Annotated in this window: 20 protein-coding genes and 1 pseudogene; 19 read left to right on the forward strand and 2 right to left on the reverse strand. The window is 49.0% G+C overall.

Translation table 11 applies throughout. The annotated features are described in order from the left end of the window. Window positions 1-12: 12 nt before the first annotated feature. The 12 genes from ACFSAG_RS04460 to ACFSAG_RS04515 all read left to right on the forward strand — a co-directional run bounded on the left by ACFSAG_RS04460 (window position 13) and on the right by ACFSAG_RS04515 (window position 11,406). Window positions 13-1,077, forward strand: coding sequence for a Gfo/Idh/MocA family protein (locus ACFSAG_RS04460; RefSeq protein WP_381511739.1), 1,065 nt, complete (start codon window positions 13-15; stop codon window positions 1,075-1,077). Beyond that, on the forward strand, window positions 1,074-1,538 hold the full coding sequence (locus ACFSAG_RS04465) for an acyltransferase (RefSeq protein ID WP_381511741.1): 465 nt from the start codon (window positions 1,074-1,076) through the stop codon (window positions 1,536-1,538). The genes ACFSAG_RS04460 and ACFSAG_RS04465 overlap by 4 nt, the downstream gene beginning before the upstream one ends. A gap of 60 nt (window positions 1,539-1,598) precedes the next feature. Next, a complete protein-coding gene (locus tag ACFSAG_RS04470) occupies window positions 1,599-2,663 on the forward strand; it encodes a DegT/DnrJ/EryC1/StrS family aminotransferase (RefSeq protein ID WP_381511743.1) in 1,065 nt (354 codons plus the stop codon). 22 nt (window positions 2,664-2,685) lie between these two features. Further along, window positions 2,686-3,684: a UDP-N-acetylglucosamine 4,6-dehydratase (inverting) gene (gene pseB / locus ACFSAG_RS04475; protein ID WP_381511746.1), complete on the forward strand. Its 999-nt coding sequence runs from the start codon at window positions 2,686-2,688 to the stop codon at window positions 3,682-3,684. Between the two features lie 3 nt (window positions 3,685-3,687). Further along, window positions 3,688-4,848, forward strand: a complete 1,161-nt coding sequence (pseC, locus tag ACFSAG_RS04480; protein ID WP_381511749.1) for a UDP-4-amino-4,6-dideoxy-N-acetyl-beta-L-altrosamine transaminase — start codon at window positions 3,688-3,690, stop codon at window positions 4,846-4,848. Next, window positions 4,845-5,555: a pseudaminic acid cytidylyltransferase gene (pseF, locus tag ACFSAG_RS04485; protein WP_381511751.1), complete on the forward strand. Its 711-nt coding sequence runs from the start codon at window positions 4,845-4,847 to the stop codon at window positions 5,553-5,555. Before pseC ends, pseF begins: the two co-directional genes overlap by 4 nt. Window positions 5,556-5,558: 3 nt before the next feature. After that, window positions 5,559-6,188: a pseudaminic acid biosynthesis-associated methylase gene (locus ACFSAG_RS04490; protein ID WP_381511753.1), complete on the forward strand. Its 630-nt coding sequence runs from the start codon at window positions 5,559-5,561 to the stop codon at window positions 6,186-6,188. A gap of 23 nt (window positions 6,189-6,211) precedes the next feature. Further along, a complete protein-coding gene (locus ACFSAG_RS04495; RefSeq protein ID WP_381511756.1) occupies window positions 6,212-7,363 on the forward strand; it encodes an N-acetyl sugar amidotransferase in 1,152 nt (383 codons plus the stop codon). Between the two features lie 15 nt (window positions 7,364-7,378). Next, entirely contained in the window at window positions 7,379-8,017 is a 639-nt protein-coding gene (hisH, locus tag ACFSAG_RS04500) for an imidazole glycerol phosphate synthase subunit HisH (RefSeq protein ID WP_381511758.1), read from the forward strand. Next, window positions 8,011-8,781 (forward strand): imidazole glycerol phosphate synthase subunit HisF, encoded by a 771-nt coding sequence (hisF, locus tag ACFSAG_RS04505; RefSeq protein ID WP_381511761.1) that lies wholly within the window; start codon window positions 8,011-8,013, stop codon window positions 8,779-8,781. Before hisH ends, hisF begins: the two co-directional genes overlap by 7 nt. Before the next feature lie 371 nt (window positions 8,782-9,152). After that, window positions 9,153-10,076: a glycosyltransferase family 4 protein gene (locus tag ACFSAG_RS04510; RefSeq protein ID WP_381511764.1), complete on the forward strand. Its 924-nt coding sequence runs from the start codon at window positions 9,153-9,155 to the stop codon at window positions 10,074-10,076. A gap of 85 nt (window positions 10,077-10,161) precedes the next feature. Beyond that, window positions 10,162-11,406, forward strand: coding sequence for an oligosaccharide flippase family protein (locus ACFSAG_RS04515; protein WP_381511767.1), 1,245 nt, complete (start codon window positions 10,162-10,164; stop codon window positions 11,404-11,406). Between the two features lie 89 nt (window positions 11,407-11,495). On the opposite strand, the gene ACFSAG_RS04520 is transcribed toward ACFSAG_RS04515, so the two are convergent. Continuing rightward, window positions 11,496-12,416, reverse strand: coding sequence for a tyrosine-type recombinase/integrase (locus ACFSAG_RS04520; RefSeq protein ID WP_381511770.1), 921 nt, complete (start codon window positions 12,414-12,416; stop codon window positions 11,496-11,498). Window positions 12,417-12,452: 36 nt separating this feature from the next. On the opposite strand from ACFSAG_RS04520, the gene ACFSAG_RS04525 reads away from it, so the two are divergent. After that, window positions 12,453-12,692: a helix-turn-helix domain-containing protein gene (locus ACFSAG_RS04525; protein WP_381511772.1), complete on the forward strand. Its 240-nt coding sequence runs from the start codon at window positions 12,453-12,455 to the stop codon at window positions 12,690-12,692. Between the two features lie 64 nt (window positions 12,693-12,756). On the opposite strand, the gene ACFSAG_RS04530 is transcribed toward ACFSAG_RS04525, so the two are convergent. Further along, a complete protein-coding gene (locus tag ACFSAG_RS04530) occupies window positions 12,757-13,266 on the reverse strand; it encodes a DUF5681 domain-containing protein (protein ID WP_381511775.1) in 510 nt (169 codons plus the stop codon). Window positions 13,267-13,655: 389 nt separating this feature from the next. Here ACFSAG_RS04530 and ACFSAG_RS04535 point away from each other — a divergent pair, with 389 nt between their 5' ends. From ACFSAG_RS04535 to ACFSAG_RS04560, 6 genes and pseudogenes are all read left to right on the forward strand, one after another. Beyond that, a complete protein-coding gene (locus ACFSAG_RS04535; protein WP_381511777.1) occupies window positions 13,656-14,294 on the forward strand; it encodes an alpha/beta hydrolase in 639 nt (212 codons plus the stop codon). Window positions 14,295-14,570: 276 nt separating this feature from the next. Beyond that, a complete protein-coding gene (locus tag ACFSAG_RS04540; RefSeq protein WP_374611786.1) occupies window positions 14,571-14,750 on the forward strand; it encodes a hypothetical protein in 180 nt (59 codons plus the stop codon). 247 nt (window positions 14,751-14,997) lie between these two features. Continuing rightward, window positions 14,998-15,294 (forward strand): annotated as a pseudogene (locus tag ACFSAG_RS04545) (GAF domain-containing protein); the annotation flags it as partial. Between the two features lie 205 nt (window positions 15,295-15,499). Then, complete coding sequence (locus tag ACFSAG_RS04550; RefSeq protein ID WP_381511780.1) at window positions 15,500-16,135, forward strand: sensor histidine kinase; 636 nt, start codon at window positions 15,500-15,502, stop codon at window positions 16,133-16,135. Further along, on the forward strand, window positions 16,132-16,503 hold the full coding sequence (locus tag ACFSAG_RS04555) for a response regulator (RefSeq protein ID WP_381511782.1): 372 nt from the start codon (window positions 16,132-16,134) through the stop codon (window positions 16,501-16,503). Before ACFSAG_RS04550 ends, ACFSAG_RS04555 begins: the two co-directional genes overlap by 4 nt. Then, window positions 16,500-16,802 (forward strand): Hpt domain-containing protein, encoded by a 303-nt coding sequence (locus ACFSAG_RS04560; RefSeq protein WP_381511785.1) that lies wholly within the window; start codon window positions 16,500-16,502, stop codon window positions 16,800-16,802. Before ACFSAG_RS04555 ends, ACFSAG_RS04560 begins: the two co-directional genes overlap by 4 nt. Window positions 16,803-16,933: the final 131 nt, after the last annotated feature.

Here is a 16,933-nt window from a genome sequence, read left to right on the forward strand (position 1 = left end):
AAGGATCGGTTGATGTTAAATTTCGGACTTGTTGGATGTGGCCGAATTGCAAAACGGCATGCAGAGCTTCTTGGACTTGGACAAATTGAAGGTGCGCGGCTGGTAGCCGTATGCGATGTCGACGGCGAAAAGGCTGCAGCCATAGGTGAGCGCTTCAGTGTGCCGTTTTTTACAGATATGCACCAGATGATGCGGACTCAGGACATAGACGTCGTTACGGTTCTTACAGAGAGCGGTAACCACGCCAAGAACGTCGTTGATTTGGCAAACTATGGCAAACACATCGTTGTTGAAAAGCCGATGGCGCTGACGTTGGATGACGCCGATGCAATGATTGCGGCATGCGATGCCGCGGGAATCAAGTTGTTTGTTGTAAAACAGAATCGTTTCAACGTTCCGGTCGTCAAACTGCGGGAAGCATTGGAGCGCGGACGGTTTGGAAAGCTTGTGCTGGGAACAGTTCGCGTTCGCTGGTGCAGAACTCAAGAATATTATAATCAGGCACCTTGGCGTGGAACGTGGGCTATGGACGGCGGAGTTTTGACCAACCAAGCCAGCCACCACGTCGACCTACTCGAATGGATGATGGGCGATGTTGAGAGTGTCTTTGCAAAAAGCGCGACTGCACTGGCAAACATCGAAGCAGAAGATACTGCTATCGTCACATTGAAATTCCGGAACGGAGCACTTGGTATCATCGAAGCAACCACCGCCGTTCGTCCTAAGGATTTGGAAGGCTCGATATCTATATTGGGAGAACGGGGCACGGTCGAGATCGGTGGGTTTGCAGTGAATGAAATGAAAATTTGGAATTTTTCCGAACCAGTACCGGGCGATGATGAAGTTATGGAAAAGTACTCGGTGAATCCACCGAATGTTTATGGATTCGGCCATCAAGCCTATTATGAACATGTGGTAGACGGTGTAATGAAGAATAGCACTGTCCACCTTGTCGATGGGTTGCAAGGCCGCAGGAGCCTAGAGTTGATCAATGCAATCTATGAATCGATTGAGACTGGCAAGGAGGTGCATCTGCGGTTTCGTCCGAAGTATTGCAAATTGGGAGGGGCTTCGTGAACGCGCCAAAAATATTCGAAACTGGCGTTGTTGATGTCGAATTCGGCTCGAATGTACGGATAGTCAATCCGGTCAATCTGTATGGCTGCACGATTGGTGCCGATGTTTTCGTGGGCCCATTTGTTGAAATTCAAAGAGATGTGAAGATTGGTCGGGGCACTAAAGTACAGTCTCACTCCTTCATTTGCGAACTTGTAGAGATCGGGGAAGATTGCTTTATCGGCCATGGCGTCATGTTCATCAACGATTTGTTTTCCAATGGCGGGCCGGCCGGAGGGGACAAGGCAATGTGGAAAGAAACCAGGATCGGCAATAAAGTGTCTATCGGTAGTAACGCGACAATTCTACCAGTCACCATTTGCGATAACGTCGTTATTGGAGCTGGTTCGGTCGTAACCAAAAACATTTTAATGCCTGGAATTTATGCCGGCAACCCAGCGACGAAAATCAGAGAAACATAGAGTTAAACCACGAGCATGATAAACAGAAACATTCCTTTTGTTGACCTGCATTCGCAGTATTTGAGCATTAAACCCGAAATTGATGCAGCCATTGCAGACGTCATTGGCAACTCGCTTTTTGTGCGTGGCCCATATGTCGAAAAATTTGAGCATGCGTTTGCCGAGTTGATGCAAAGCAAGTATTGCGTATCCTGCGGTAATGGGACTGACTCCCTATATATTTCAATGATCGCATTGGGGCTGAAGTCAGGCGACGAAGTTATCGCTCCCGCTCATTCTTGGATTTCAACGACTGAAACTATAACTCAGGCCGGTGGAACGGTTGTTTTCTGCGACACGGACAAACAGACTTTCACCATAGATCCTGACTTGATCGAAGCGAAAATCACAAACAAAACCGTCGGTATAATTCCCGTCCATCTTTTTGGTCAACCGGCCGACATGGATCCGATTATGGCGATCGCGCGGAAACATAATCTATGGGTCCTTGAAGATTGCGCACAGGCTCATTTGGCTACTTACAAAGGCCGACAAGTTGGTACCTTTGGCAACGCCGCGTCTTTCTCATTTTATCCTGGAAAGAATCTGGGAGCCATGGGTGATGCTGGTGCAATAACGACAAATGACCGTGCTCTTGCAGAGAGGATGGCTAAGTTTGCCAGACATGGTGGGTTGACCAAGGGTAGTCACGAAATCGAAGGGATCAATAGCCGTCTTGATGGCATGCAGGCGGCAATCCTATCAGTTAAGCTGAAATATCTGGCCGATTGGACGCGATCACGGCAGGAACGGGCGAAGCGTTACACGGAACAGCTGGCGGCGATCCGCGACGTCGAAACTCCCTTTGTTGCAGATGGTCGCGCTTCGGTTTGGCATCTGTATGTTATCCGCCACTCTGATAGAGATGGGCTGGCGCGTTATCTTGCAGAGAAAGGTATTCCAACGGTAATAAATTATCCTGTCGCCTTGCCTTTCCTACCGGCATATAAACGGTTCGGTCATCGTCCGGAAGAATTCCCGAATGCACATTACAATCAGTCCAGAATTTTATCGTTGCCGATATATCCAGAACTTCTCAATGATGACCTAGACTATATTGTCGCGCAGATAGCACAATTTTCTTGATTACTAAGGCTACCAGACTGCTATGCTAGAAAATTCTACCATACTGATCACAGGCGGAACAGGCTCGTTCGGGAACACCTTTGTTCCCATGACGCTAGCCAAATTTAATCCCAAAAAGATCATTATCTATTCGCGAGACGAGATGAAACAATGGGACATGGCGAAGCTGTTTCAGGATGATCCGCGCGTTCGCTTTTTTATCGGCGACGTCCGTGATCGGGAGCGTCTGTTTCGTGCACTAGACGGGGTTGACTATGTGATTCATGCTGCGGCTACAAAAATTGTACCCACTGCTGAATATAATCCCTTTGAATGCGTGAAAACCAACATCAACGGGGCGATGAACCTAATTGATGCCTGTATCGACAAGGGTGTCAAACGCGTGGTTGCGCTTTCTACCGACAAAGCAAGCAGTCCAATCAACTTGTACGGCGCAACAAAGCTAGCCTCGGATAAGTTGTTTGTTGCCGGAAACTCGTATGCAGGTGCTCACGGAACACGCTTTGCCGTTGTGAGATATGGCAACGTTATGGGCTCCCGCGGTTCAGTCATTCCGTTTTTCATGTCGCTGAAAGATAGCGGAACCCTGCCGATCACCGATAACCGTATGACCCGCTTCATGATATCTCTCGAACAGGGCGTCGAGCTGGTTTGGCACGCTTTTGAAGATATGATCGGCGGCGAAATTTATGTAAAGAAAATACCTTCCATGAAAGTCACCGATCTCGCGCGCGTTATCGCACCAGAAGCGCGTCAGGAGGTGGTCGGAATCAGGCCGGGTGAAAAATTACATGAGCAAATGATAGGTAGCGAAGATGCCTATTATACATACCAGTATAACGACTACTATAAGATTTTGCCGGCCATCCACAGCTGGGATCAGGATGCCAACCGGATAAAGGATGGAATGAAAGTACCCGAAGGCTTTGTATACTCAAGCGACAATAACTTAGATTGGATGACAGACGCGCAATTGAAAGAATGGATTGAAGCTAACCGCAGCAAGATTGGGAGCGTCTAGTCAATGATTCCCTATGGACGGCAAGACATCAATCAGGACGATATAGATGCCGTCACGGCTGTGCTGCGATCAGATTTTCTAACTCAAGGCCCGGTCGTTCCGAAGTTTGAGGATGCCGTGGCGAAACATGTAGGCGCGGAGTATGCGCTCGCGGTCAACAGCGCCACATCGGCTCTCCACATAGCATGCCTGGCTTTGGGATTGGGGCATGGGGATCATCTATGGACCACTCCAATAAGTTTTGTCGCATCTTCAAATTGTGCGCTATACTGTGGAGCTACCGTCGATTTTGTAGATATCGATCCCCGAACATACAACATTTGTCCAGTCCAGCTTGCGGCAAAGCTTGAACTGGCTGAGAAAAATGGCTGTTTGCCGAAAATCGTTGTTGTTGTGCATCTGTGCGGGCAGCCTTGCGACCTTTCCACAATTTACAAACTGTCGTTGAAATATGGTTTCAAAATCATCGAAGATGCATCGCATGCAATAGGTGGAAAATACAAAGAGGCGTTCATTGGGAGCTGTCAATTCAGCGACATAACTGTTTTTAGTTTTCACCCCGTCAAGATCATTACAACCGCTGAAGGTGGTATGGCCTTAACCAACAACGAAGACCTGGCAGGAAAAATGGATCTTCTGCGTAGCCATGGGATTACCCGCAAGCAGCAGGAAATGACCCATTTAGCTGACGGTCCTTGGTATTATCAGCAAATCGATTTGGGATTCAATTATCGGATCACTGACATACAGGCTGCCTTGGGCCTGAGTCAGATGGCACGATTGGATGCCTATGTTTCGAAGCGCCATCAAATCGCCAACCGATACGGGGACTTGCTCTCGGATTTACCTTTGACACTGCCTTGGCAACATGAAGACAGCTATTCAGCTTACCACCTATACGTGATCCGTCTGAAACTGGATGAAATCAATCTGACGCACAGGCAGGTTTTTGAAGAACTTCGAATGCGAAACATCGGCGTAAATTTGCATTATATTCCGATTCACACGCAGCCCTATTACGCACGCATGGGATTTGATCAACGTAGTTATCCTGAAGCTGAGCGGTATTATGCTGAAGCTATAAGCTTACCTATGTTTGCAACCTTGACCGAAACGCAGCAGGACGATGTTGCCGTTGCTTTGCGCGAGACTTTGTTGACGTGAAAATCGCGATCATCCCAGCGCGCGGTGGCAGTAAGCGAATACCAAGCAAAAACATAAAGCTGTTTGCGGGTATGCCTATAATCGCGAGGCCGATAATTGCTGCATTAGAGAGCGGTTGCTTTGACCGCGTCATTGTCAGTACCGATGACAACAAGATAGCCGCGATTGCTGAGGAATATGGAGCGGCCGTCCCATTCATCCGGCCCAGAGAATTAGCCGATGATTTCACACCAACAATTGAAGTAGTGGCACATGCCATTGATTGGTTGAACAAGAATTATGCACATATTACTTATGCTTGTTGTATATATGCGACAGCTCCATTTCTAACTGCAGCGAATTTACAGCGCGGTTTCAAAGTTTTAAAAGATACTGATGCGGCCTATGCTTTTTCTGTAGCGGAATATCCATTTCCAATTCAGCGGGCTCTTCGCATAACCTCGTGTCAGCGCATCGAAATGTTCCAATCCGAACATGCAACCACGCGTTCACAAGATCTTGAGCCTGCGTGGCACGATGCTGGACAGTTTTATTGGGGTAAATCTCAGGCTTGGCTCGCCAGACTTCCATTGTTCGATAGCAATTCGACGCCTGTTATTCTATCACGTCGGCAGGTACAGGATATAGACACACCTGAAGATTGGGAACTGGCGGAAGCTATGTTTGTTGCCAACGAAATTCTTAATCAACGTAACACACAAGGGTAATGTATGACTTCCCCAACTTTTAAAACCGCCCAAGAAGAGTTTTGGGCTGGAAGCTTTGGTACAGAATATATTCTACGCAACCAAGGCGATGCGTTACTAGCTTCGAATCTTAACTTTTTTTGCAAAGCATTGGAAAGCGCTCGCAATATTGGCAGCTGCCTTGAATTTGGTGCCAATATAGGCATGAACATACGCGCGCTCCAGCTACTTTATCCGGGGATTGATGCGCATGGGATAGAGATTAATGCAGATGCCGCAAAAGAACTGGCCGAGATTGTCGACGCAAGCAATGTTTACAACAAATCAATTCTAGATTTTGTTCCAGATCGTCAGTGGGATTTGGCGCTGATTAAAGGTGTACTCATTCACTTAAATCCGGACATATTGCCGGAAGTTTATGATAAACTTGTCAGGAGCACTTCGCGTTATCTTCTTGTGGCTGAATATTATAACCCAACACCTGTTGCAATTCCTTATCGCGGGCACAACGATCGACTTTTCAAGCGCGACTTCGCCGGAGAAATTCTCGACCAGCATTCGGGAATAAGGCTCATCGATTATGGCTTTGCCTATCGGCGCGATCCGAACTTTCCGCAGGATGACATCAGCTGGTTTCTTATGGAACGTTGTTAGAACAAGCCTAGGACAAAAATAGTATGTTAGTTTACTGTAATCGTTGCGTGATGCCGGATACCAAGCCCGACTTGCATCTCGATGAACATGGCATCTGCAATGCGTGCCGCAGCTACGAACAGCGAAAAGAAGTTGACTGGGCAGCGCGGTATGATGAGCTACTAAAGGTACTGGATAAATACCGACGCCCAAACGGTGACAACTGGGATTGCATTGTCCCGGTCAGCGGAGGCAAGGACAGCACCTATCAAGTTGTCCGAATGCTGCAGTTGGGCCTGAATCCCCTGTGCGTCACATCGACCACGTGCGATCTGACCGGAATTGGTCGGCGAAATATCGAAAACATAAAGAAACTGGGCGTCGACTATATCGAGGTATCTCCGAATCCGTTGATTAGAGCAAAACTAAACCGCGTCGGTTTGCTCCAGGTCGGAGATATTTCTTGGCCTGAGCATGTAGGTATTTTTACAATTCCTGTGCGCGCCGCTGTTCAGTTCAACGTACCCCTGATTGTGTGGGGTGAAAATTCACAGAATGAGTACGGGGGCCCCGCTTCTGCCGCGGATAACAATGTACTTACTCGTCGTTGGCTTGAAGAATTTGGAGGCCTGTTGGGCATGCGTGTTTCTGACCTTGTCGGACAGGAAGGCATCGAGCCAAAACATCTGATAAATTACACATATCCAGAAGATTCTGAATTGGCTCGTGTGGGTGTAACCGGACTTTTTCTTGGGCACTACCTGCCTTGGGATGGGCTGTCAAACATGCTAATTGCGCAGTCGAACGGTTTCGTCGTCTATGAAAAGACTGTTGAGGGCTCGATGGTCAACTACGAGAATCTCGACAATCACCAGACCGGGATACATGACTATTTCAAGTTTCTAAAGTTTGGATTCGGCCGAGCAACGGATTTGGCGTGTCTTCATATCCGTCGCGGACGGTTAACGCGCCAAGACGGTCTTGACGCTGTAAAACGATTGGATGGCCGCTTTCCATGGGAGTATCTAGGCAAGCCGTTGCAGGAAATTCTGCGACCTCTCGAAATGTCGGTCGACGAGTTTATTCGTGTTTGCGATAAATTCACTAACAAGAAAATTTTCAAGCGCGACATCAGCGGCGCCTTGATTAAAGATGGTGATGGCAATCTCACTAAGATCAACTACGACAATGTTTGAGGCGGAGAATGCATTGTGAAAGTTGGAGTGATCGATTATGGAGTCGGCAACCTTGGTTCGGTTCTAAGGGCTGTTGAAGAATTGCGCGAGACTCCCGTTCTCGTCAATCGTGCCATTGATATGCACGCCACCGACTGCTTAGTTTTACCAGGGGTCGGTAACTTCACCGACTGCATGAATATGCTAGAAGCTGGTGGCTGGGTTGCTGCGCTGCACGATGAGATTCAAGGATATAATCGTCCATTGCTAGGAATTTGTGTTGGCATGCAACTGCTCGCCGATCGGGGCTTTGAAGGCGCAGAAAGCCCGGAAGGTGTATCCGGACTCGGATTTGTTCCAGGTGAAGTCGTACATCTGAAAACGCTGGGATGCCAAAATCGTATCCCGCATGTCGGATGGAATGGCATATGCTGCCCAAATCGACCGGAGTTTCTGTTCAACGGAATTCCGGATCAAACAGACTTCTATTTCGTCCACAGCTATGCTTTCATTCCGAATGATGAAAGTGATAGGATAGCAACAGTCGACTATGGAATTCAGGTAACCGCAGCAGTTGGACGAGGCCGTGTCTGGGGTACCCAATTTCATCCTGAGAAAAGTTCTCGCGCCGGTTTTCAGTTGCTAAGAAACTTTTTCGAGGGTCAGCAATGTTGAAGGTCCGAGTTATTCCGACATTGTTGTGGAAAAATTTTGGCTTGGTCAAAGGCATTGGTTTCAACAGCTGGCGTAGGGTGGGTCCGGTTCTGCCGGCAATCAAAGTCTATAACCAGCGTGAAGTAGACGAACTCATTTTGATGGATATTCTTGGTCATCAAACGGACGAGGACCCAGATATTGAATCGATTGTCGAGTTCGGACAGGAATGCTTCGTCCCATTAACGGTCGGTGGCGGTATAAGGTCGATTGGCCAAGTCCAGAAACTTTTAAGAGCCGGAGCAGACAAAGTAAGTGTCAATACTGCGGCCTATACGCGCCCGGAATTGATAACGGATATTGCAAAGAGGCATGGCGTTCAGTGCGTCGTTGCAAGTATCGATGTCAAATCCGAAGAAGGTGACTGGCAATGCTATAGTGGTGCAGGTACACAACGAACGGGTAAACAGGCGGCGGCATGGGCGCGTGAACTAGAGGATCGGGGAGCTGGTGAATTATTGGTAACGTCTATAGACCGTGATGGCACGATGCAGGGCTATGATCTGAGGCTCGTCGAGACGGTGGTTAATGCTGTGAAAATTCCAGTGATCGCGTCTGGGGGGGCTGGTGAATATAGTCATATGGTTGCGGCGATCGCGCAAGCAGGTGCATCGGCCGTAGCTGCTGCCAGCATGTTTCACTTTACCGAGCAAACCCCCGCAGGCGCCAAAATCGAACTAGCAGCTGCTGGCATTCCTATCCGGAGTGAATATCGATATAATTAAAATTGAATGCTTGGAGGCATAGGCTGCCGCGCCCGGCAAGCGTAATAGCAAGAACCAATCGATATATACAAACCATTTTAATCGCAACGAAACCTTAGCCATTTCGCTGATTGCGCTGTAAAATTAGTCCGGTAATCGAGAGGCGTTTCATGAAGATTGCAGGGTTCTTTCAACACCTCCCGCCATACCCAGGAGCAGGTTCACTCAGAGCAAAAAGTATATTTCAAGCATTATCACAGTCGAAGCCCACAAGTGAAACTGAAGTGCACCTATTCACCAGCACCCCGTCGGCAACGTCGATAGCTGGAGTAGACATAAAGCCCATTGCGGTAAGCGAGATTGAGAACACTCAGAGTCTTATTCGAAGAATAATGGGCGAATTGCGCTTGGGAATCAAAGCCTCTGTTGCAGTTCTTAGCCTTCGTCCGAAAGCGTCGTTAGTTATTATTTCGTCGCCTGCCTACTTAACCGCACTTATCCTCGCTTTCGCAGCACGCGCGCGTTCTCTACCTTACATACTAGAAATTAGGGACATATATCCCGAAGTGTATTCGGGCGCTGGTCTCATCCGCGAGGGATCGCTCGTATTTGCGATTCTTTCGCGCCTATCAAATAGCATGTATAGCGGCGCGTCACATATTATCGCAGCGACCGACGGCCTCGCTAGACACATAGCCGCTCGAGTTGATAACGGTAAAGTTAGCTGCGTTTATAACGGCTTTCCTGAAACTCTCCTCAATCTCGAAATTAGAAAAAATAAGCGCTTTACGCTGTGCTTCCATGGAGTAATGGGGTACTTTCAAGACGTAGACACACTAGTCGCGGTTGCTCGTGCCGTTGAATCCCATCAGATTGATGTTCTGGTAATAGGTTATGGTCGCAAAGAAATAATTTTGAAGGACGCTCCCGACAATCTTCATTTCGCCGGGCGCTTACCCTTCTTAGAGACAATCAAGGCAATTTCCGCATGTCACGTCGGTCTCTGCTTGCGCATTGACGATCCCATTTCTCAGGATTCATTTCCTGTCAAAGTATGGGAGTATATCGGCTTGGGAATTCCAGCGATTATTACACCTCATTGCGAGGCCGGAGCATTTGTTGAACGTCACCAATGTGGCTTTCAAATAGAAACGGGCAATATCGAAACCATTCTTGGTAAAATACTAGATTTAAGAAACAACAGAATGAGACTTGAAGAATTAAGTCAAAACTGTCGAAAAATAGCGCCTGCATTCACTAGAGAAAAGGCAGGTATCAAAATCGCGAATATCGTATACAACCAAAAACTAGATTGAACTTCTGTTAAATATTATTTTTACATCCGATATCTGAGTCAAATATAGAATTTTGATGAAAATGTCGGTGGAGTTTATAGCGTATATGAACGTAACTTCTCCATTTCGTCGAAATACGATAATCGTGAATTCATTGATTTATACCTTCGGGAATGCTTTAAACGCACTTCTCCCTTTGTTATTGATTCCTTATTTGACAAATATACACACACCAGAGCAGTATGCAAAAATCGCCTTTTTTCAGATGCTTGTTTTCATTCTAACACCAATATTAGGAATAGAGTCCATATCTTACATATCCAGAACATACTTTGATAAGAAGAAAAACATAAATGAATATATTTCAACTTCACTATTTATACTAATATTATCTTCATTTATTGTAACATTTATTATTTTCATATTTGATTTCATATCGTTAATAAACAATGAAATTGCATTCGCATTTTATCTAGCTATTATATATTGTATTTTTATATATCCATATAATATATTTATAGCAATCCTCATAAACCGTGAAGAACCACTAAGATACACGGCATTTTCTTTATCATTATTTTTCTTAAGTTTAATTTGCATTCTTGGTCTTTATAAATTCGCTGAATCTGACCCATATCTACGGGTCATGGGACAAATCGTTTCGGCTTTTCTAATTGGTACGACCGCACTGACGATGCTCGCAAAGTCCGGTTATGTTGCGCTAAGAGCAACTTCGAATTGCGCTAAGGATATTGTTTCATTTTCAGCGCCACTGGTAGTTCATACTCTAAGCGGTGCAATGCTTGGTATGGGTCCACAATTGGTTCTGGCTTATTTTGGTTCTGAGGCTGCTATGGCAGAATATTCGATTGCATTGCAAGTTGGCTCGGCGATTGGCCTAATTTCGGTTGGGGTGAATAAAGCCATAACACCGTGGCTTATTCGGAACTACGAAAGTGACCCAAAAACCTTAAATTACTATAGAGTTTTTGCAAGAAACTGCAGCGTCTTTTTATTACTAAGTTTTTTGATATATATTTTATTTGAAGAATATTTGATAAATTTTCTTATATTATTTATCGATAATAGCCATGTTGGTTTTAAGTATCATTTGAAATGGATTGTTTTTGGCTTTTTAATAAATGGAGTATATTTACTATATTTAAACATACTTATTTGTAAAAAAGAAACATCCATTTTGGCATTTATAACTGCGGCATCTTCTATAATAGGGCTTTTATCTAGTTACATTATAATCGTGAATTTCGACTCAAATTTCGTAGCTTTTGCAATGACGCTCGCTTTCGCATTCCTCGCTTTTTCAGTAGCTTGGCGGGCACAAATACAATGAATTATTATTATAAATGTATTTTACGTGATATTTACGTCAAAGTAGAATAATATGATATCATACATTGCGTTGAAAGCAAGTAACCTGCGCTAAGACCACACATTGTACTCCGCAAATTCAAGATAGCGTGCCATCACGTCGACTGACTTCCATCCGCCAGCTCGCATGATGGCTGCCGTATCATGGCCGTTACGGAGTAAATCCTGAGCGGCTCCAACACGTAAAGAGTGCGCACTGAACGCATCGGCTTCAATGCGCTTTAGACCACAAACACTAGCGGCGTTTTTGATGATCAATTTGATGGTATCGGGACCCAGCGCACGATTGATAGCCTGCCCCTGGTAGATGCCGCAAAACAGCGGCTCAATTTCTGGCCCCCGCCATTTGAGCCATTCACCCACGAGGCGCGCAGTCCTTTTGGAAGTGAACGCAAGGCGGCCCATACCGAATGGGTCTGTTTTGCTTCGCCTGATCATCAGCCGCAATGTGCCGTCGGACCTCTCTTCGATGTCGTCCGTCATCAGCGCCACCAATTCAGAGCGACGGGCAAGGATGTCATAGCCGAGCGATATGATTGCCCGATTGCGGATGCCCCACGGGTTGTCAGGCTGCACCTCCAGAAACTTCTCCAGATACTCCTGCGTCAAACCTTTAGCCTGTTTGGGTCGGCAGCGCTTGGATCGCATAATGCGTCGCATTGCCAAATGCACATCCTCATCCTGCGTTGGGTCCTGCAGTCGAAGTAGCCTGTGACTTCTGCTGATTGCATACATCCGCCTCTGGATTGTCGACACGGATCGGTTCGGCGCCATTCCCTCCAGGTAGACACTCACCGTCAATGGTTCTGCCGGAAAGGGCTGCATTGCGTGAGCGCGACACCAATTTTCGAAGTGTGCGAGGTCGGTGTAGTAGGCCTTGATCGTCGCTGGTGCATAGGCGCCCTCAAGGCGCTTGAATTCTTTGCGCCAATCTGGCCTAATTACACCAATAGATGGCTCTATTAATTTCATATATGAGCCATATGGTATCATTTGGAGGTTGAGTCAATGTTAATAGCAGCACAAATTAGAGCTGCGCGCTTAGCACTTCGATGGTCTGTTAAAGAATTATCTGAACAATCCGGGGTCAGCACGAGCACGATTAAACGAGTGGAAGCGGGTAATGGCGTACCCACTGTTTCAGCACGAAATTTGGCCTCCATTCAATCAGCCTTCGAAGCCGCCGGCATCGAGTTTGTGGGGTCCCCCAATGACGCACCAGGCATTCGCATTCATACCCGCGACTGAGAGCCTTCAATCAGTCGCGGGTTCGAGGTTCCCCGGTGGGACAAGATTGCGCATTCTCTGCCCGTTAGTTGGGAGGCTCAACTGACTTTGCGCCCGGGTCCTCCTCCCGGCTGCGCTGCACCCTCTCCAGCAGTTCACGCTTTAGATCAAGAAGTGTGAGGTCGTTATGCTTAGCAAGAATGAGTATTTCGGAGAACTGCCGGACGGCGTCCGATAATTCATTATCCGGGCACGCCGCTTTAGCCTTCTGGGCCTCCTCATACAGCGGAAGAATAAGGCGCAGGCAGCGCACATCGCCACTCATCGCCCCATCGACGGCCTGCTTAACCACGCGCTCCAAATTTGTCGACGGAACCACGGCGTTCGATGCCCCATCAAGCGGTGTAAGCATGTGCTCCAACACCGCCCGATTTAGCGGGCTGAGACCAGCAGGCAGATCGAGTGGTTCTGGCTGGCTCTTGCGGGGCCGCCCCTTGGGATTTCCCGAGCGTCCGGGCTGAAAGCGTGTCGCGAGGGGCGGTCTCGCATATCCGACGGTGTAATTGCCGCGAGGGCGCAGATTGTTCTTCGGCACGACAGCCTCCCTTAAAATAGTTGTGATGGAGTGCAGCGGCCCGCGAACAGTCGCCATTGACTGGCGGCGCAGACCTCGCCTTGCAGGAGTATGTATACCGTGAACCCCATTGCCACGCAATGGCCACGCGGCGGACACAAAACAGGGAGCCTGTAAAATCCCTGCTACAGCGAAAAATATTCCCTGTTACGCGCCAGTTAATTCCCTGATCACGAGTGCAGGGAAATGGATTTATACCCAACATTTTTCAAGGGGATACGCACGAAATCAGCTGTCCCAAGACTTCACTTTTCAAAATAACAGGGAAAGCAGGGAAAATCCTCGATGCGGCAAATTCCCGATAACGGGGGACCCATACGACACAAATTCCCGATAAGTGTCGCTATGAAATGGGTCGCTGGCTATCGGCGCGCGGTTACACCGTATTCGTGCTTTTCTACCGCCTGCCCGGCGAGGGTTGGGCTGCAGGCCCCGATGTTGTGTTGCAGGATACGCAGCGCGCAATGCGCCTGATCCGCCATCGGGCCAATGACTATGGCGTTGATCCTGAACGTGTTGCCGCGATGGGCTTTTCAGCGGGCGGCCATGCCTGCGCCGACCTTGCCGCACGCTTCGCAGCCGCAGTTTACAAGCCCGTCGACAAGGCAGACCAGTTGTCCGCACGGCCCTTGCTCGCGGCGCCGATCTATCCCGTCATTTCGATGTCTGCACCGCACGCCCATCCGGGTAGCCGTGAGAAACTGGTCGGGGCCAATGCCGATAGCGTTTTGGAAAGGGCGCACAGCCCGCATCTGAACATCCCGGCGAATGCGCCCCCGCATTTCATTCTCCACGCCGAAGATGACGATGTCGTTTCGGTCGAGAATGCCCTGTTGCTGCGCGCCGCGTTACGCGAACGTGGCATATTGGTAGAGACCCATTTGTTCAGCCATGGCGGGCACGGCTTCGGATTGCGCAAGGCGATGGGCAAAGCCGTGGAGGCCTGGCCTGAACTTTTTCTCGAGTGGGCGCACGCGCAAGGTTTGTGACTGAAGACTGCAAAAAGCCGGCCGATCTTACTTCATGTTACATGTAACGCCTTGAGGCTAAGAATGAGGCAAAGTCACCTCACCAACACCATATCCATCTGTATTATATGTATTTATCAGGAAACTGGCGTTGTTGAATGGGACGTTTGAAAAGGTAAAGACGGAGTTACCAAGGTAACAGTTACAACCTTATATCCGCGCTAGGGCAGCTACATTCTTCCATGATGTGATTGATGTCGGTTTTTCCGACTGACAATCTTTCTTTGGGGGATGTGCATGGACGGAATTCTAATCGTAGCGACCGGATTTGCGATCCTGCTGGTAGCAGGCATCGCCATCATGTCCTACCTTGATCGCCGCGCTCCCTTTGGTTGGCAGGATGAAAAGGGCTTTCATTACGGTCGCGAAAGGCGGCGCGATGATCGGACGCCCAATCCAAAGACAAAACGCAGCTAATTCCATCTTAAATCGGCTTGCCAGTCGCAATTGACTCAAAGGACCCAAGCGGAATCGATTTGAATGTATCGGAAACAGATGGGCATTCGCTTTAACCTGGACGTTCCGGGTACAGCCTTTCAGCCAGGAATGGCCATCAATGCAGAATGACCAGCTCTCAGGGCTACTTTGCATCCAGCAATCGGTATTGGCTTCATCGGGCCTTTTGCAGCAAACCTACGACATAATTGTCGAAAATCACGCCGTGATGCCGCAAGCAACCGGTGCCGCCATCGAGTTGATCGAGGGCAATATGCTGCGGTATGCGGCCGTCAGGGATAGCCGGCCCGAAGTGAAATCGATGCAATTGCCGCTGGTTGGCAGCCTTTCCGGGCGTGCCATCCTCACAGGTGCCACCCTCATTTGCAATGATAGCGAGACGGATGACAGGGTTGATCTCGAAGCCTGCCGCCGCGTCGGACTTCGCTCGATGATCGTAACGCCGATACCCTATCGCGGCGCCAATATCGGCGTACTGAAATTCTACTCAAGTGAGCCAGGTGTATTCGGCGATTTTGATGAGCTGGTCACACAACTGCTGGTCGGGATTATCGCAGCGGGGTTAAGCCAGATTTCTGAAACCGAAGCATTGGCGATGAAGGGGAAGTTGCTCGAAGCGGTCCAGCTCAAGCAGGAATTCGTCTCAATGGTCAGCCATGAGCTCAAATCACCGATCGCTGCGCTTCTGGGTGCCTTGCCTTTGGCCGAGGATGCGTTGGCATCAGGCGAAACCGCAACAGGCCAGCGTTTTGCTGGCGATTGCCATGCGCAACGCAGAGCGGATGAAACGGCTGGTGGACGACCTGATGGATGTCCATGCCATGGACGAAGGCCATTTGACGCTCGATCTAAAAAGCGTCGAGCTTTCCGAAATTGTCAGCACCGTTCTCGCAGACCTCGAACCAACGGCGAGGTCGAAACAGCTGCGGTTCGCAGTCACACAACCTCAAGAACCGATAAGGTTGAACACCGATCCCAACCGCTTGTCGCAAGCAATCGTCAACATCGTAGCGAACGCCATTCGCTTTTCGCCGATCGGCGGAATCATTACGATCAACATGGAACTCAGCGCGAATCAGGCAGTCATTCGCATCGACGATCAGGGCCCAGGCATTCCAGAAGAATTTCGGGACAAATTATTCACCCGCTTCTCCCGGGTGGCCGACGACCATGCACCCGGAACGCCGCAGGGAACCGGTCTTGGCCTGTTCATTTCGCAGAATATCCTGCACGAGCTTTCTGGCAGCATCCAACTGGATTCCCAATATAAATCAGGCGCGCGATTCATCATCCGCCTGCCGACAGAGCAGCACCAGGCAGGGCGCGGATCGGAGCGGCGCGGATGAAAATTGTCTATGTCGACGATGATGAAGATCTGCGTGACATCGTCGAGCTCGCCTTGTTGTCTCATGGTGGCTTCGAACTGCAATGTTCCACTGATGGAGCCAGCGCGCTTGCCTTGGTGGAACAGTGGCAGCCCGACGCCGTTCTGAGCGATGTCCATATGGCGGGCATGGACGGGATGGCGCTTTTGGCAGAGCTTCAAAGCAACCCGGCCACCGCCCGGATTCCCCTCATCTTTCTCACCGCGACAACAGATCGCCAGAAACGGGCTGGAATGCTTGCCCTGGGTGCCCGCGGTATCATCGACAAGCCTTTTGATCCACGCCGGCTGGGGGAGCATCTCGCCGAGATGGTTTCAGGCGCGTCATGAATTTCGAGCAGCGGCTGGAAGAAATACGTAAAAGATTCCGCGCACGCGCATCCAGCGAGGCAATGCAGTTTGAAGGCGACTGGAAGCATTATCTCGATGGGTCTCCAGCAGCTGCGGCCGCAATCCGCGAAAGGGCGCATGCAATAGCAGGCACCGCCGCGACGCTTCAGTTCGACGCGATCGCCGAAGCTGCAAAAAACCTTGAAGATGCGATCGGTCAAACCGCCGATGCGGAGCGCATTCGCGCCTGCATCGCCGTTTTGATGGCCTGCCTGCGCGCGGTTTCCACTTCCGAATGAGCCCAATCCCGCGCCAACCATAGCGGCAGGCTTGAGATTGGCATCCCATACCAGGGTATAGGCCTGCCCCTCACGTGGTAGCGGACTCACACCGTTTTACACCCACTATACTAAACTAAAAGCACAATATT

The sequence above is a fragment of the Sphingorhabdus buctiana genome (genome assembly GCF_042680825.1).
Taxonomy (GTDB): Bacteria; Pseudomonadota; Alphaproteobacteria; order Sphingomonadales; family Sphingomonadaceae; genus Sphingorhabdus_B; species Sphingorhabdus_B buctiana.

Excerpts from the sequence above, each read along its gene's own strand:
- ACFSAG_RS04460 (WP_381511739.1), top strand. The coding sequence starts at position 13 with ATGTTAAATTTCGGACTTGTTGGATGTGGCCGAATTGCAAAACGGCAT.
- ACFSAG_RS04555 (WP_381511782.1), top strand. The coding sequence starts at position 16,132 with ATGAAAATTGTCTATGTCGACGATGATGAAGATCTGCGTGACATCGTC.
- pseB (WP_381511746.1), top strand. The coding sequence starts at position 2,686 with ATGCTAGAAAATTCTACCATACTGATCACAGGCGGAACAGGCTCGTTC.
- pseC (WP_381511749.1), top strand. The coding sequence starts at position 3,688 with ATGATTCCCTATGGACGGCAAGACATCAATCAGGACGATATAGATGCC.
- ACFSAG_RS04535 (WP_381511777.1), top strand. The coding sequence starts at position 13,656 with ATGGGTCGCTGGCTATCGGCGCGCGGTTACACCGTATTCGTGCTTTTC.
- hisF (WP_381511761.1), top strand. The coding sequence starts at position 8,011 with ATGTTGAAGGTCCGAGTTATTCCGACATTGTTGTGGAAAAATTTTGGC.
- ACFSAG_RS04510 (WP_381511764.1), top strand. The coding sequence starts at position 9,153 with ATGGGCGAATTGCGCTTGGGAATCAAAGCCTCTGTTGCAGTTCTTAGC.
- ACFSAG_RS04550 (WP_381511780.1), top strand. The coding sequence starts at position 15,500 with ATGCGTTGGCATCAGGCGAAACCGCAACAGGCCAGCGTTTTGCTGGCG.
- ACFSAG_RS04495 (WP_381511756.1), top strand. The coding sequence starts at position 6,212 with ATGTTAGTTTACTGTAATCGTTGCGTGATGCCGGATACCAAGCCCGAC.
- ACFSAG_RS04515 (WP_381511767.1), top strand. The coding sequence starts at position 10,162 with ATGAACGTAACTTCTCCATTTCGTCGAAATACGATAATCGTGAATTCA.
- ACFSAG_RS04520 (WP_381511770.1), bottom strand. The coding sequence starts at position 12,416 with ATGAAATTAATAGAGCCATCTATTGGTGTAATTAGGCCAGATTGGCGC.
- ACFSAG_RS04490 (WP_381511753.1), top strand. The coding sequence starts at position 5,559 with ATGACTTCCCCAACTTTTAAAACCGCCCAAGAAGAGTTTTGGGCTGGA.
- ACFSAG_RS04525 (WP_381511772.1), top strand. The coding sequence starts at position 12,453 with ATGTTAATAGCAGCACAAATTAGAGCTGCGCGCTTAGCACTTCGATGG.
- ACFSAG_RS04540 (WP_374611786.1), top strand. The coding sequence starts at position 14,571 with ATGGACGGAATTCTAATCGTAGCGACCGGATTTGCGATCCTGCTGGTA.
- ACFSAG_RS04560 (WP_381511785.1), top strand. The coding sequence starts at position 16,500 with ATGAATTTCGAGCAGCGGCTGGAAGAAATACGTAAAAGATTCCGCGCA.